Source organism: Psychrobacter fozii (assembly GCF_003217155.1).
GTDB lineage: Bacteria > Pseudomonadota > Gammaproteobacteria > Pseudomonadales > Moraxellaceae > Psychrobacter > Psychrobacter fozii.
This window is the reverse complement of the sequence record NZ_QJSU01000004.1, coordinates 290,802-305,796: the sequence shown is the minus strand read 5'-3', so window position 1 is coordinate 305,796 and position 14,995 is coordinate 290,802. Positions and strand designations below refer to the sequence as shown.

Below are 14,995 nucleotides of genomic sequence, written 5' to 3'. Positions count from 1 at the left end.
TTGATAGATTTAGCACAGACTTAAATTAATAAATTGAAGGTATATAATATGATAAAGAAGCTACACAGCACGCCACGCATGAGCAGAATTGTGGTCCATAACCAGACTGTATACTTGTGTGGTCAGGTAGGTAATGCAGAAGATGATATCAAAGCACAAACATTAACTTGTTTAGAAAAAATCCAGACCTTGCTAGAAGAAGTGGGTAGTGATAAATCAAAACTACTATCAGTAACGGTTTGGATCAAAGATATGGCAGATTTTGCTGCTATGAATGAAGTCTATGACAAATTTTTTGAAGGCATTCAACCACCAGCACGTGCTTGTGGCGAATCAGCATTGGCACGTCCTGAGCTATTGGTTGAGATGATCGCCATCGCTGCTGAGTAATAGTCTGCTCATAGTATCTGTATTAAACGAAAAGGCCATGATAGCGATATCATGGCCTTTTTATTTTTTTTGTCTTCTCATGTATTGGTTGTCAGCATTTTTTATAAGCTATCGAAGTAGTCTAAAATAAATTTGATCAACTTATGTCTTATAAAATTATGAACTTTTTGTGTTACCTGTTACTATACGCCAGAAACAATTCTGAGATAATCTGGATGCCTTAAGACACATTATATTTCTTGATGTCAAGAGAGCAGATAGCAATCATACTATCTATTATAAATAGCGTTTTTTAACAGATTGTAGTTTATTTTTTTATTAAAAATTTTGAGGAAAATCACGTGGAAATTTTAGGTTCTATTATACTTATAATCGCAGGTATTATGCTTCTTGTTTATAGTATTAAGTTAATTATTATTGCCTTCCAAGAATCAATACTCTGGGGGCTTTTGTATCTGTTTCTTCCATTTGCCAATTTATATTTTATTATCACTCGCTGGCCAGATTGTAGTTCTCCGTTTTTGAGATCATTAGTAGCTCTTGCATTTATAATCTTAGGAGGTGTGATGGCTTCACCATCGATATCGTATTAGAGTTATAACAGTGAATAAAGCAGTCAGCTATTTGAAGCCGTTTACTACTCGATGCGACGTTAATAAATAAAAATAGCGTATTCATAATTTGAATACGCTATTTTTTTAAGTTGTTATTTTACTATCACATACTATAGTCTGTTCAAGCGAATTTAGTACGCACCTTCGCTATAGATAAGCTCATAGCTGTGGCTATAAATCTCAACGATGTTGCCGAACGGGTCTTCCATATAAATCATGCGATAGGGCTTTTCGCCAGGGTAGTAGTAGCGTGGTTTTTCCATACGTTTTTTACCACCTGCTGCAACCATACGCTCAGCCAGCTCTTCAACATTTGGATCTTGAACACAGAAGTGGAAGATACCAGTTTTCCAGTACTCAAAATTGTTTTCAGGGTCTTCTTGATTTTTGAATTCAAAAATCTCAACACCGATACGGTCACCAGTCGATAGGTGGGCGATACGGAAGCTGCCCCAACCTGAGCCGAATACTTCAGTACACATTTCACCAATAGGGCTGTCATCTTCGACAATCTCAGTAGGCTCCATGATGGTATACCAACCCATTACTTCAGTATAGAATTTCACGGCTGCATCTAGGTCAGGGACTGAAAGACCGATGTGCGAAAAGCTTCTTGGATAAACATTGTTCATAGCTTGTGCTCCTGTTTGATGTGCGTTTTCTTTAACGTGGAGCCAGTATACAAACAGAAGATAATTACGTAAAATTATCATTTATTATAAAGATAAGTATGTATTGTAATGATAAATATTATATGGTTACGTACCTTTTGTACGCTTGTTGACGTCGGTCACTTTACGCACACAGCCGAGCGCTTACACATGACCCAGTCAGGTGTCAGTCAACACATCAGTAAGCTAGAGAATCAGTTAGATATTGATTTGCTTATTCGTCAAGGTAAGCAGTTTTCATTGACTGATGCTGGTCAACAGCTCTATCAGGAAGCAGAAGACATCTTACAACGTTTAGCACGCTTAGAGCAGCGTATTGGGGAAGACCCTTTTTATGAAGGGCTGGTACGATTGATGTCGCCTGGTAGTGTGGGACTCAAGCTGTATCCAAAGCTTTTGACATTACAGCAGCAGTATCCAACGCTAGTGATTGATTATCGCTTTGCACCCAATGCTGATATAGAGCGGGCGCTTGCTAAGCTTGAGATTGATATTGGTTTTATGACGGATATCTCAGGTGATGAGACAGTCAGTTGTAAGCCAGTGGCTCAAGAAGCGTTGCTATTGATTACTCCTGCAACGACTACTGAGACGAGTTGGGAGACACTAAATCGGCTTGGGTTTATAGATCATCCAGATGGTGCGCACCATGCAAGTCTGCTGCTAAGTGCTAATTATCCTGAGTTTCAGCACGTCAATGATTTTGATAAAAAAGGATTTTCAAACCAGATTAGCTTGATTTTGGAGCCAGTGAGCAGGGGACTTGGGTTTACCGTTTTACCGGCGCATGCGGTTGCCGCATATCCAAATCCTCAAGCTATCAAAAGTCACTATCTACCAGTACCTGTCAGCGAAACTTTATACCTTGCTGTACGGAGTCAGTCTGTACTGCCTAATAGAATGCAAACCGTTATCAATGAAGTGCAAAAATGGCTGTAGAGATTTTAAGATAAACGTTTAAACAAGCGTTAAACATTCTAATGACCCTATGTATAAAGCTTGTCCTTACCTTAAATATTGAGCTATTTCAGGTTCTGCCCAAGTCTAATACTCGCAGCAATATTTACCGCCGTGGTTTCAATATTGTCATAAGCCTGACTCAGCACATTATCGATAGTATCTACCTTTTGAATGCTAGGCATGACTACCTCGAACTGGCTAGTCTGAGCAGGTTTTAAACCATCGACACTGCCGCAGATAGCAATCACTGGGGTGTGGCTGGCTTTGGCAAGTTGGCTGATACCACCAGCGACTTTACCCATGGCTGTTTGTGCATCGAGCTTGCCTTCGCCAGTAATGACAAGATCCGCATCGGCAATATGCTGTGATAGCTTGGTCACTTCAGCGACCGTATCAAAACCAGATTTCAGCTGCGCACCACAAAAGCTCATCAATGCATAGCCAAGACCACCAGCTGCTCCAGCACCTGCGACTTCTTGACAGTCCTGATGGCTGCTCGCGCGAACAGCTGCAAAGTGGCTTAAGGCTTTATCCAAATCGTCAACTTGTTGCGGGCAGGCACCTTTCTGTGGTCCAAATATCGCACTTGCCCCTAATTGGCCACACAAAGGATTGGTCACATCACACGCCACTTCAAACACGGTATCTACCACTTTTGCATGGAAGCTTGTGTCATTAAGTCTGTGCAACTTGGCAAGCTCACCACCACCTTGTGCTAATGGACTGTCATTAATATCATGAAATGTCATACCCAATGCCGTTAGCATACCAAGACCTGCATCATTGGTGGCACTACCACCCAGCCCAATAATGATACGCTCGGCGCCTTCATCTAAAGCATCGGCAATCAGCTCACCGACACCGTAACTGCTAGCGATGACAGGATTACGCTCTGCGACGGTCAGTAGATGTAACCCACAAGCTTGGGCGATTTCGATAACTGCTGTCGCATCAGGCAATAATAAATACTTTGCAGTGATGGGTCTCATGAGTGGGTCGTGTACCACCACTTCTTTCCAGCGTCCGCCTAATACATAAGACAATACCGCAGAGGTGCCTTCACCGCCATCTGCCATCGGCAATAACGTATAGTCAGCGTTTGGAAACACCTGACTAAAACCAGATTGAATGGCGCGGCAAACATCCAATGCTTCTAAGCTTTCTTTGAACGAGTCGGGGGCGATTAAAATCTTCATGAAGGTCTCTCTGGGTATTTTTGAACGTCTTTTTTGATATTTCAACGAATGTGTTAAATGAACACTGTTAAATAAATACTAAGGTTAACAGCCAGATAAACACAATGCTGGTCACACCTTGAATGCCAGTCGCCATTGAATGGGCTTTATATGCTTGTGACACACTCATACGGCTAAACTGACTGACAATCCAAAAGAAGCTGTCATTGGCATGTGAGATAGTCATGGCGCCTGCACCAATTGCCATCACACAAAATACGCGACCCAGCTCGCTGTCTAGACCAATTTGATCCAATAACGGTGCAACCATCGCAGAGGTAGTGACTAGAGCAACTGTGGTCGAGCCTTGCGCAGTCTTTAACGCAGCAGAGACGATGAAAGGCATAAAGATACCAAGACCTAATGCAGACAATGTCGTACCTAAATAGTCACCGATTGGTGTCACTTTTAGCATGGCGCCAAATGCACCACCAGCACCAGTAATCAATAAGATAGGAGCGGCTACGACCAGACCTTGTGAGATGCTGTCACTGATCTGCTGTGTTTTTTGCTCGGTATTAATAAGTAAGAATGATAAGAATAGACCAATGAGCAGAGCCGTTAGTGGATTACCAATGAATACTAAGATATCTGTCAACGTGCCACTACCAAACGGTGCGCTTGGAAAGTTGGCAACAGAAGATAGGCAGATTAGTATAATAGGAACGATAATGGGTAAAAACGCCATTGTGGCTGAAGGCAGATGGCTATAATCATCGCGGGTTTTCATCCCTTCAGGCATTGCTGCTGGTGCATCTGCCGCGTTGATATTGTCAGGCGTCACATTCAGAAAACGGTTAGACCACCACCAGCCAGCCAATACAGCAACGGCTGTCACGACCACACCGACCATGATGACCAAACCTAGATTAGACTCTAATCCTAAGTTGCCTGCTGCTGCAATCGGACCTGGAGTAGGTGGTACAAAGGTATGAGTGGCATATAGACCAGTGGCTAAGGCAATACTCATCGCCACACTTGATACATGTAAGCGCTCAGCTAAAGACTCTTTTAGGGAGTTTAAAATAATATAACCAGAGTCACAAAATACAGGTATCGAAACGACTGCACCGACGATAGACATGGTCAAAGTAGGGAAGCGTGGGCCTAAAACTTTGATAACGGTTTCTGCCATGACAATAGCCGCACCAGTTTTCTCAAGGATTAAGCCGATAATGGTACCGAATACAATCACTAGACCGATATAACCTAAGATACCACCAAAGCCATCAGAGATTGTCTTGGCGACAGTATTAAGTGGTACTTGGTAGAATAGTGCTACCAAAAATGCTGACAATATCAACACTAAAAAAGGATGCCACTTTAATTTTGCGGTAGCGAAAATAATAAAAAGAATGGTCAGCACAAGCCAAAATACAATCATCACTGTCTCAATATGGTTTATATCTTAATTGATTACGAATGCAGATATCGTCAATTATATCGATATTAAATACAGTATCTGGCTCGTTCAGGCTACTTTATGTAGTACTTTCACGCGCTTTCATTGTGTCTACATTCAAACGATATTAAACCAACTATCTGTATCAATAACGATACGAAATTTTAAAGGAGCGTATTCTATAGTAAATAGACGCGACTAGGAAATACATTCGTGAAATATATGGGGTTATCGATAGGATTTTTACGACTTACTAGTTATGGCGAGGACGCCGTAAATACATCTTAAGATGCTTTTAAGAATATTATTGGTTTCTAGAACAGTGATGATTGAATTTTAACCAAAAAAACTGGCCATATTTAATGACCAGTTGTTATGCACAGCATGTTCAAAGCGGTATCTAGTTGGTACTTACGCGATTTTATCAAATCGTGCTTTATTACCTTCTGCTACTATCGAGTCGAAACTCACACAGATACCTTCGTTATCTAATGTTGCGTACCAATGGTCGTCATTACTACCTGTCATTAGTTGAAAATACTTATCGTTGACGATTCTACCCACGGTATATATCTCACCTTCTGAGTACACGTCATTACCTTTGATACATATTAATTTATCGTTAGTGTTTATCATATTATCGTACCTTATTATTATCTACAACTCGGAACCAGTAGATTAGATATGGCTATAATAGCAATTCACTGCACGATAATATAGATGCTATATATATGGTATCTTGTTGTTAAGTATAAGTTTTTTTGGATATTTATTACGGCTAGTTACTGGATTATGTCATTACAGAAATCATTAATAAAAGGATAATTATCGCAGTGTTTGAAAGGAGAATATTGTTTGTTTAAACCTCAATTTCAATCAATATCAGGCTACTATCGCAAAGTGCAGACGTAAAAAAACCAGTGACATAACATCACTGGTTTTTTATGTAGACTGAAACTAGATATGCTAAAGATTACTCTTCAGAATAGTCTTCGCTTTCGTCTGCAACGTCGTCTTCGTCATCATTGTTACCTTCTTCAGAAAGAATAGTAACTAAGATGCTAGCAGTAACGTCATGATGTAGCTGAATATCAACATTATATTCGCCAACTTGACGTAAAGTGCCTTCAGGAAGCTTGATTTCAGCACGGTCTACTTCTAGACCTGAGTTAGTCAATGCTTCAGCAATATCGCGAGTACCGATAGAGCCGAATAGCTTGCCTTCGTCGCCTGATTTAGCACGCATGATGACATTAACGTCAGTTAGTGCATCAGCACGTTCTTGAGCAACAGCTACTTCTTTCGCTTCTTCAGCTTCAAGTTCAGCACGACGTGCTTCGAACTTTTCAATGTTAGCTTTAGTAGCAGGTAGTGCTTTACCCAAAGGGATAAGAAAGTTACGTCCGTAACCTGGTTTCACATCGACGGTTTCACCGAGTTTACCAAGGTTGACGATACGCTGTAACAAAATAATTTGCATGAGTCATTCCTAGTTAATTAACGGTTAACCCTGATGGTTATCAGTGTATGGAAGTAGCGATAAATAACGAGCTTGCTTGATAGCAGTAGCTAGTTGACGCTGATATTTAGTAGATGTACCGGTAATGCGGCTTGGTACGATTTTACCATTATCACTGATATACTGTTTTAGCAATTCAACATCTTTATAATCGATGTGAGTGATGCCTTCAGCAGTGAAACGGCAGAATTTGCGACGGCGATAGAAACGTGCCATGAGTATTCTCCTTTAATTAGTCTTCACTGTTGTCGTTGTCGTCGTTATCGTTTTCACGACTGTCTGGACGACGAGTAGTTGCTTTGCGTGCGCGTTTTTCATCGGCATTCTTGGCTAACTGCGACTCTTCAGTGACAGCGTCGTCACGGCGCATAACTAGACTACGAATGATCGCATCGTTATAACGGAATAATTCTTCAAGTTCAGCTAAAGTTTCACCGTCAGTTTCAATGTTGAAAAGAACGTAATGAGCTTTGTGAATCTTGTTGATTGGATATGCCAATTGACGGCGGCCCCAATCTTCTAAACGATGGATAACACCGTTGTTGTCTTGAACTAACTTGATATAGCGCTCAACCATGCCGACCACTTGGTCGCTTTGGTCTGGGTGTACAAGTAACACCAGTTCGTAATGTCGCATTATGACTCCTTACGGATTAGTAGCTATTAACCCTATGTTAATAGCAAGGAGATTTATAAGGTAAGCCCGAATCCTATCAAATTTTATAAAAAATAATGAGGAATAAGCTTAGTTTATAAAGCGCCGTATTATAACAGTACTTAGCCATTAACACAAAGGTTAATCTCTACGGTACTGTCAATAAAAAATAAAAATGGTAAATATGTCTTTACCAATAAAAAAAGCAACGATCGTACGCTGCTTTTTTATCATATATAAGACATATCAAAATAATCAAACTCACAAGACGGCTATTTTATTTTTGGCTCTTTAACTATCTGACTGCTATCTGCTTTTACGACTAGGGTTTTAGCAAGTTTGTCATGCCAACCAATATTTTCAGGGCTTTTCGATGCCATGTAATAGTGAATAGCAATAATCACAAAACCTAAAAAGCTGGTAAACGAAAACAGTAAGTTATAAATAATAAATAAAAGTAATGTACGCGTACCAATCAATTTAATAAACGAGGGTAGACGATGCGTGGTTTGATCCACCACGCGAATACCTGTAATCAGCTTGCCCAGTGATTGACCACGCATAGTGATGAATACTAACTGTAACGCAAACAAGCCAAAAACCATGACTTGCGATATCATCAATGTGCTGCTAGGAAGGCTCTCCATCAGTGTCATTGAGTATTGATAAGCTGCGTCCATATCTTGGATGTTTTGGAGTTTAGTGTAATCCACATCCATTTTAGTCAATGCCATGACTAGCGGAAAAATAGCCAGTATGTATAACAAACCATTTAGTGCAGTTGCTAGGACTCGTGACATGATGGGTGCAAGGACAACATTACCAACGACTTTGTCTTTGCTCGAGGTAGCTTTACTGTTAGTAGATTTATTCAATGACACATTGTGATGCGGCGTATGATGACGATTGGTTGTCATGTCTGCTTTTGCATCTTTACTGGTGTCTTTTGGACGTTCAGGCTTGCCATATAATCTATCTAACGATACTGACTTGCCATCTTGTGCATCATTGACATTATCTTCAGGAAAAACGGTAACGTTATTAATGATAGAGTCATTGGCCTGAGGGCTATTAACGTTGGTCGGTCGATAAACCGTTTGATTATTGGTTAAGTTGCCGACGCGCTGCCATTGGTCTAGGCCGTCATGCCATATCAAATCGTCTAGCAATACTTCACCAGAGGTTAGCATGATATTGAGCTGATCCAAACTATATGGCCCAGCTTGTACGTTATTTCGAGCAAGGAAAATCTGCATAATTGCCTGCATAGTTAGTCATGTCTTCGTACATTATATTAGGGTCTATTTGAAAAAATCAAATAGACCCTAATGGTGGTACTCTTAGTGACTGTGTAAATGACCGCTACGAATGAACGTAATGGCTTACTTTGATTCTTCACCAGCCAAGAATAACCAAGTATCTAATACTGAATCTGGGTTCAATGATACTGAGCTGATACCTTGCTCCATCAACCAGTAAGCAAGATCTGGATGATCTGATGGGCCTTGACCACAGATACCGACATATTTGTTTTGCTTACGGCAAGCATCGATAGCCATAGTCAACAGTTTCTTAACTGCAGGATCACGCTCATCAAATAGATGTGAGACGATGCCTGAGTCACGATCTAGACCAAGGGTCAACTGAGTCAAATCGTTAGAACCGATTGAGAAACCATCGAAGTATTCTAGGAATTCTTCTGCCAATAGCGCGTTGGTCGGTAGCTCACACATCATGATGATGCGCAGACCGTTCTCACCACGTTTCAGACCGTTTTTCTCAAGTAACTCGATGACTTGTGCTGCTTCGCCAACGGTACGTACGAAAGGAATCATAATCTCGACATTGGTCAAACCCATCTCATCACGGACGCGCTTCAGTGCTTTACACTCAAGCTCGAAGCAGTCACGGAAGTTGTCAGACACATAGCGACTGGCACCGCGGAAACCAAGCATTGGGTTTTCTTCTGATGGCTCGTATAGCTTACCACCAAGCAAGTTAGCATATTCGTTAGATTTAAAATCTGACATACGAACGATGACTGGCTGATCCATAAAGGCAACGGCTAGCGTTGAAACGCCTTCGACCAATTTATCAACATAGAAGTCAACAGGTGAGGCATAACCAGCGATACGCTCTTGGATTGCTTGTGATATTTCACGTGGCAAGCTGTTCATGTTTAGCAACGCTTTTGGATGCACACCAATCATACGGTTGATGATGAACTCTAGACGCGCAAGACCAATACCTTCGTTTGGCATTTGCGTGAATGAGAATGCGCGATCTGGGTTACCAACATTCATCATTACTTTGAATGCTAGCTCTGGCATTGTTTCAACAGAGTTGGTCTGTACTTCAAAGTCAATTTGGCTCTCATAAATGAAACCAGTATCACCTTCAGCACAAGAAGCAGTTACGTCTTGACCGTCAACCAATAATTCAGTTGCATTACCACAACCAACGATGGCTGGAACACCTAGCTCACGCGCGATGATAGCTGCGTGACACGTACGGCCACCACGGTTAGTGATAATAGCAGAAGCGCGCTTCATGACTGGTTCCCAATCCGGATCGGTCATGTCTGATACGAGTACGTCGCCTTCTTGTACTTTGTCCATCTCGTTTAAGTTGCTAACGATACGTACTTTACCTGAACCGATACGTTGACCGATTGAGCGGCCTTCGCATAAGATTTTTGCATCAGTAGTATTGATGATATAGCGTTCCATGACATTGCTGTCTTGGCGGCTCTTAACCGTCTCTGGACGTGCCTGAACGATAAAGATTTCGTTAGTATCGCCGTCTTTTGCCCACTCGATGTCCATTGCTTGACCGTAATGCTTTTCGATCGTTACGGCTTGTTTGGCAAGTGAGGTTAGCTCTTCAGTAGACAATGAGAACTGCATGCGATCTTGTTTTTCAACATCGACAGTTTTGACTGATTTGGCAGTACTGCCTTCATCACCATAAATCATTTTCTTATGCTTGCTGCCTAGGTTACGGCGAATAACCGAAGGTTTACCGTTGGCTAGCAATTGTTTTGAGATATAGAATTCATCTGGGTTAACCGCGCCCTGTACGACCATTTCACCTAGGCCATAGCTTGACGTGATAAATACCACTTGATCAAAGCCACTTTCAGTATCTAGCGTGAACATCACACCGGCTGCGCCAGTTTCTGAACGTACCATACGTTGTACGGCTGCAGATAGTGCAACACCTTCGTGCTCAAAACCTTTGTGTACACGATAAGAAATAGCACGGTCATTGTATAAAGAGGCAAATACTTCTTTAATAGCGATTAGAACGTTATCAATACCGCGAATGTTTAGAAATGTCTCTTGCTGACCAGCAAATGAAGCATCTGGTAAATCTTCGGCAGTCGCAGAAGAACGTACAGCAACAGCGATGTCTTCGCCGCCACTCATGGCTTCAAATGACTGACGCACTTCTTGCTCAAGATCTTTTGGCAGCTCTTGCTCAATAATCCAAGTACGAATCTTTTTACCAGTTTCTGCAAGTTTTTTTACATCATCAACATCTAACGTTTTTAGTTCGCTGTTGATTTTGTCAAGCAGGCCAGTTTCATTCAAAAAGCGGTTAAACGCATTTGATGTGGTGGCAAAGCCGCCTGGTACACTAACACCCAAATCAGACAAATGGCTGATCATTTCACCTAATGAAGCGTTCTTACCGCCGACCATTTCAATGTCGTCTTTTCCTAGCTGATCAAGATTGATTACAAGTGCTGTAGATTGCGCTGCCATGATAACTCCAGAAAATAAGGTTATTTAGTAAAGATTATAACGGTGGATTATACCGCTATATTTTGAGAATTTCGAGGGTTTAAATCAAAAAAATTGTTAAAAACACACAAATTATGGCATTTGCTACATAATTTATGGCAAGTATCACAGGTTTTACTTTTTAGAGTTTTTATGAAATACAAGTAAAAGCTGATATAAATGCCATTTGATAATCATTTATGGGTTCATAAATAGAGGGTTTGGGAGTGAAGAAAAAGCGGGTTAGCAGCCACTCATAATAAATACCTATATATAGTAGAAAGTACTAAAGCGATACAAGTAATAAGGTGCAGTGAGCAGACCTATGGACATCAATTAGAACATCAAAAGCAGTGTGGGTTTCTAAGTGTGCGCCTGTAACATTGATTTCTATTAGGTGGCTATTATGCGTATAATGTAGGGCATCAAGAATGTAGGCCTGCCATTATATATGTGTCGACTTTTAGTGCTTATATCGAGAGTTAGATGAGTCTAAAGTAGATTGAAAATAAAAACCAAATAAAGATCACCATGTGTGTTTCTAATTGAGGTGTCAACGTTATGTACTCAAGCAATCCATCTGAACCAGTCAAGTCCACTATCCAAAATCATCATGCACTGAATTTGGACAGCTCTCAAACGGTTAGAACGGCATTTTTTATCTCAGATGGTACAGCAATTACAGCTGAGACACTTGGCCGTGCTATCTTGAGTCAGTTTGCTTCGATACCCTTTGAGACACGCGTATTGCCCTATGTGGACAGTATTGAGCGGGCAGAGGATGCCGTTGAGCAAATCAATATGGCCTATCAACGAGACGGATTTTTGCCTTTAGTGTTTGATACGATTGTTAACCCTGATATTCGTGAAAAAATTAACGCAGCACAAAGCTGTAATTTGGATATGTATGAGGGTTTGATTGGGCGTGTCGCAGAAGAGACAGGTGTAGAGCCAGATGGACATTCAGGTCATGCCCACGATAATGTCGATTCTGAGACCTATAAAGAACGTATCGATGCCGTTCATTTTGCCTTAGACAATGATGATGGTGCACGTACACGTCACTATAATGCAGCTGATATCATTTTGGTTGGGGTCTCTCGCTCGGGCAAAACGCCAACATCTTTATACTTAGCATTACAGTTCGGTATTCGAGCAGCTAACTATCCTTTGACCGAAGATGATTTGTACGACAATCAATTACCAAAAGCATTGCGTGAACATAAAGACAAACTGTTTGGCTTGCTCATCGATACCGATCGCTTGGTAAAAATCCGCCAAGAGCGCCGTGCAGGCAGTCGTTATTCGAGCTATCAGCAATGTCAGCAAGAGCAGCGCGCGATACAAGGCATTTATATCACTCATGGCATTCCAAGTTTGGATGTGTCTGAGATGTCCGTTGAAGAAATTGCGACTCGTATTTTACAGAAGACAGGCCTTAAACGTCGTATTGGTTAAGGGTTCGTTTAATCAAATCAAATGTTAATCGATTTGACCATAGTCGGTTCAATATAATCTCATTATCATATAGAGAACATTATGAGTTCAGCTTACAAATCTAGCAAAACCCCTTTATTATTGGCGAGCTTACTGAGTGTAGCGACATTACTGACGGCTTGTCAGACGTCGCGTGAGCCAGTACCTGAGCCACGTTATGTGCCGTCTATCGTATTGGGTGATGCACAAACGTTAACGATTATGCCAAATCGGGTGGCCTGTGCCTCTGCATTACCGATGCAGTGTCTGCTGGCCAAGTCCAAAGATGGTAGTGTGTTTCAGATTCCTTACGATTGGATTGAAGATTTTCAGCCAACGCTCGGTACTGAGTATGTGATCAGTGCTCGCCCGCAGATCGATGAGGGAAAGCAGAGTCTCACTGGGTATTGGACATTACAAAATATTGTGTCACAACGTATGGTGAGTAACCCTCAATAATGTGACTCTGACTCATTTAACTATTGACTCACTCACGGTCTAGATATCAAATAAACCAGTAAATATAAAGAGGATATGATGGGAAGTAAAAAACCAAGCGACGCGACTAATGATATTGGTGAAGATACCCATACCGAAGTATCTAATAAAGCGGATGGTCACATACCTAATCCTGAGCACACTGAAGGCAAAAATAAACAACAAAATATTGAACAGACTCACGAGCAAGTCACTGATGATTTTATACATCACCCTGATCTTGTGAATCCACTTGATGACACACGAATCGATGTCAAATCTGGTTTTGCCAAAGACTCTCGCCGCCTAAAAAGCGATGATCATGCGTATGAATATGACGCAGTTATTTTAGGAGCAGGCCCTGCTGGTGAAGCTGCTGCCATGAAGCTGACTAAGTCTGGCAAGAGAGTCGTGGTCGTTGACCCGCGTGACCAAGTAGGTGGCAACTCTACTCATGTGGGTACCATCCCAAGTAAAGCGCTGCGCCAATCAGTATTTAACTTGATCAACTTTCGCCGTGATCCGATGTTTACCAAGGCGATGGAATATAAGCAAGTACCGCTCAATGAAGTGCTGGCCAAGGCACGTCAAGTGATACGTCGTCAAGTCAGTACGCACACACGATTCTATGAGCGTAACCGCATTGAAGTGATTCAAGGATGGGCAAGTTTCGTTGATGAGCACACGCTGCGCATTGAAACCGATGACAATGTTTTTGAAAACATTACTTTCAATAAAGCCATCATTACTGTCGGTAGCCGTCCTTACCGTCCTGACATTCTAGACTTTGACCATCCACGCGTTTTTGATTCTGATAAAATCCTGCAAATGGATTATGTCGTCAAAAAAATCATCATTTATGGTGCAGGCGTGATCGGTTGTGAGTATGCGTCTATCTTTACCGGTCTCGGCTATAAAGTTGACTTAATCAATAACCAAGATCAGCTGCTCAATTATTTGGACAGCGAAATCAGTGATGCTATCGCGCATGACTTTAGACAATTTGGCGTGCTCATCCGTAGTAATGAAGAGATTGATTATCTTGAGACGCATGATGATTATGTAGTCTTGCACTTAAAGAGTGGTAAGCGCATCAAATCTGATGCCATCCTTTGGTCAAATGGTCGTTCGGGTAATACCGAAGGCTTAAACCTAGAAGCCGTTGGTCTAAAAGCCAATAGCCGTGGTCAGCTAAAAGTCGATGATACTTATTGCACAGGTATCGAAAATATCTATGCCGCTGGTGATGTGATCGGTTGGCCATCTTTGGCATCTGCTGCCTATGACCAAGGGCGATGTGCCGCTGCCTTTATGGTAGGCGACGACGATGCTGAGCCAGTATCTAGCGTACCGACTGGTATCTATACGATTCCTGAAATCTCTTGTATTGGTAAAACCGAGCAAGAGCTGACGGATGAAAAAGTCCCTTATGAAGTGGGTCAGGCGTTCTTTAAACATCTGGCACGTGCACAAATCATAGGTGAACGCTCGGGCGTTCTAAAGATTTTATTCCATCGCGATACGCTAGAAATCTTGGGCATCCATTGCTATGGTAACCATGCGTCAGAGATTATTCATATTGGTCAGGCAGTCATGAAGTGTAAGAGCAATAACACGCTTGAGTACTTTGTGAATACAACATTCAACTATCCAACGATGGCAGAAGCCTATCGTGTTGCAGCATTGAACGGTTTGAATCGCGTCTTTTAACACAAGCTTATTTAAATCAAGTAATATCAATAAAAAAGCGCCTGCTACTATATTATTAATAGTGTAGGCGCTTTTTTGTGGCTTATTCATTAATCCAAGCA

General features: G+C 41.5%; 14 protein-coding genes. 5 read left to right on the top strand and 9 right to left on the bottom strand.

The genetic code is table 11. From position 1 onward, the window contains the following. The first annotated feature begins 51 nt into the window (after positions 1-51). Entirely contained in the window at positions 52-390 is a 339-nt protein-coding gene (locus DFP82_RS07345) for a RidA family protein (RefSeq protein WP_110923107.1), read from the top strand. 745 nt (positions 391-1,135) lie between these two features. On the opposite strand, the gene DFP82_RS07335 is transcribed toward DFP82_RS07345, so the two are convergent. Further along, a complete protein-coding gene (locus tag DFP82_RS07335; protein ID WP_110923075.1) occupies positions 1,136-1,636 on the bottom strand; it encodes a lactoylglutathione lyase family protein in 501 nt (166 codons plus the stop codon). Positions 1,637-1,744: 108 nt separating this feature from the next. Here DFP82_RS07335 and DFP82_RS07330 point away from each other — a divergent pair, with 108 nt between their 5' ends. Continuing rightward, a complete protein-coding gene (locus DFP82_RS07330; RefSeq protein ID WP_110923074.1) occupies positions 1,745-2,614 on the top strand; it encodes a LysR family transcriptional regulator in 870 nt (289 codons plus the stop codon). An 83-nt stretch (positions 2,615-2,697) separates the two neighbouring features. On the opposite strand, the gene DFP82_RS07325 is transcribed toward DFP82_RS07330, so the two are convergent. The 8 genes from DFP82_RS07325 to ppsA all read right to left on the bottom strand — a co-directional run bounded on the left by DFP82_RS07325 (position 2,698) and on the right by ppsA (position 11,213). Next, the gene (locus tag DFP82_RS07325; RefSeq protein WP_110923073.1) at positions 2,698-3,831 is read right to left on the bottom strand and encodes a glycerate kinase; all 1,134 of its coding nucleotides are present in this window, start codon (positions 3,829-3,831) and stop codon (positions 2,698-2,700) included. A 67-nt stretch (positions 3,832-3,898) separates the two neighbouring features. Further along, complete coding sequence (locus DFP82_RS07320; RefSeq protein WP_110923072.1) at positions 3,899-5,254, bottom strand: GntP family permease; 1,356 nt, start codon at positions 5,252-5,254, stop codon at positions 3,899-3,901. Positions 5,255-5,683: 429 nt separating this feature from the next. Beyond that, positions 5,684-5,908 (bottom strand): hypothetical protein, encoded by a 225-nt coding sequence (locus DFP82_RS07315; protein ID WP_110923071.1) that lies wholly within the window; start codon positions 5,906-5,908, stop codon positions 5,684-5,686. Positions 5,909-6,245: 337 nt separating this feature from the next. Next, complete coding sequence (rplI, locus tag DFP82_RS07310; RefSeq protein ID WP_110923070.1) at positions 6,246-6,752, bottom strand: 50S ribosomal protein L9; 507 nt, start codon at positions 6,750-6,752, stop codon at positions 6,246-6,248. A 24-nt stretch (positions 6,753-6,776) separates the two neighbouring features. Continuing rightward, entirely contained in the window at positions 6,777-7,007 is a 231-nt protein-coding gene (rpsR, locus tag DFP82_RS07305) for a 30S ribosomal protein S18 (RefSeq protein ID WP_010198808.1), read from the bottom strand. Positions 7,008-7,023: 16 nt separating this feature from the next. Next, positions 7,024-7,428, bottom strand: a complete 405-nt coding sequence (rpsF, locus tag DFP82_RS07300) for a 30S ribosomal protein S6 (protein ID WP_045446907.1) — start codon at positions 7,426-7,428, stop codon at positions 7,024-7,026. Between the two features lie 290 nt (positions 7,429-7,718). Continuing rightward, the gene (locus DFP82_RS07295) at positions 7,719-8,714 is read right to left on the bottom strand and encodes an RDD family protein (protein WP_110923069.1); all 996 of its coding nucleotides are present in this window, start codon (positions 8,712-8,714) and stop codon (positions 7,719-7,721) included. Between the two features lie 114 nt (positions 8,715-8,828). After that, positions 8,829-11,213 (bottom strand): phosphoenolpyruvate synthase, encoded by a 2,385-nt coding sequence (gene ppsA, locus DFP82_RS07290; protein ID WP_110923068.1) that lies wholly within the window; start codon positions 11,211-11,213, stop codon positions 8,829-8,831. A gap of 579 nt (positions 11,214-11,792) precedes the next feature. On the opposite strand from ppsA, the gene ppsR reads away from it, so the two are divergent. From ppsR to sthA, 3 genes are all read left to right on the top strand, one after another. Further along, complete coding sequence (gene ppsR / locus DFP82_RS07285) at positions 11,793-12,689, top strand: posphoenolpyruvate synthetase regulatory kinase/phosphorylase PpsR (protein WP_110923067.1); 897 nt, start codon at positions 11,793-11,795, stop codon at positions 12,687-12,689. Positions 12,690-12,770: 81 nt separating this feature from the next. Next, complete coding sequence (locus DFP82_RS07280) at positions 12,771-13,166, top strand: DUF4377 domain-containing protein (RefSeq protein WP_110923066.1); 396 nt, start codon at positions 12,771-12,773, stop codon at positions 13,164-13,166. Between the two features lie 78 nt (positions 13,167-13,244). After that, positions 13,245-14,894: a Si-specific NAD(P)(+) transhydrogenase gene (gene sthA, locus DFP82_RS07275; RefSeq protein WP_110923065.1), complete on the top strand. Its 1,650-nt coding sequence runs from the start codon at positions 13,245-13,247 to the stop codon at positions 14,892-14,894. The last annotated feature ends 101 nt before the right edge of the window (positions 14,895-14,995 follow it).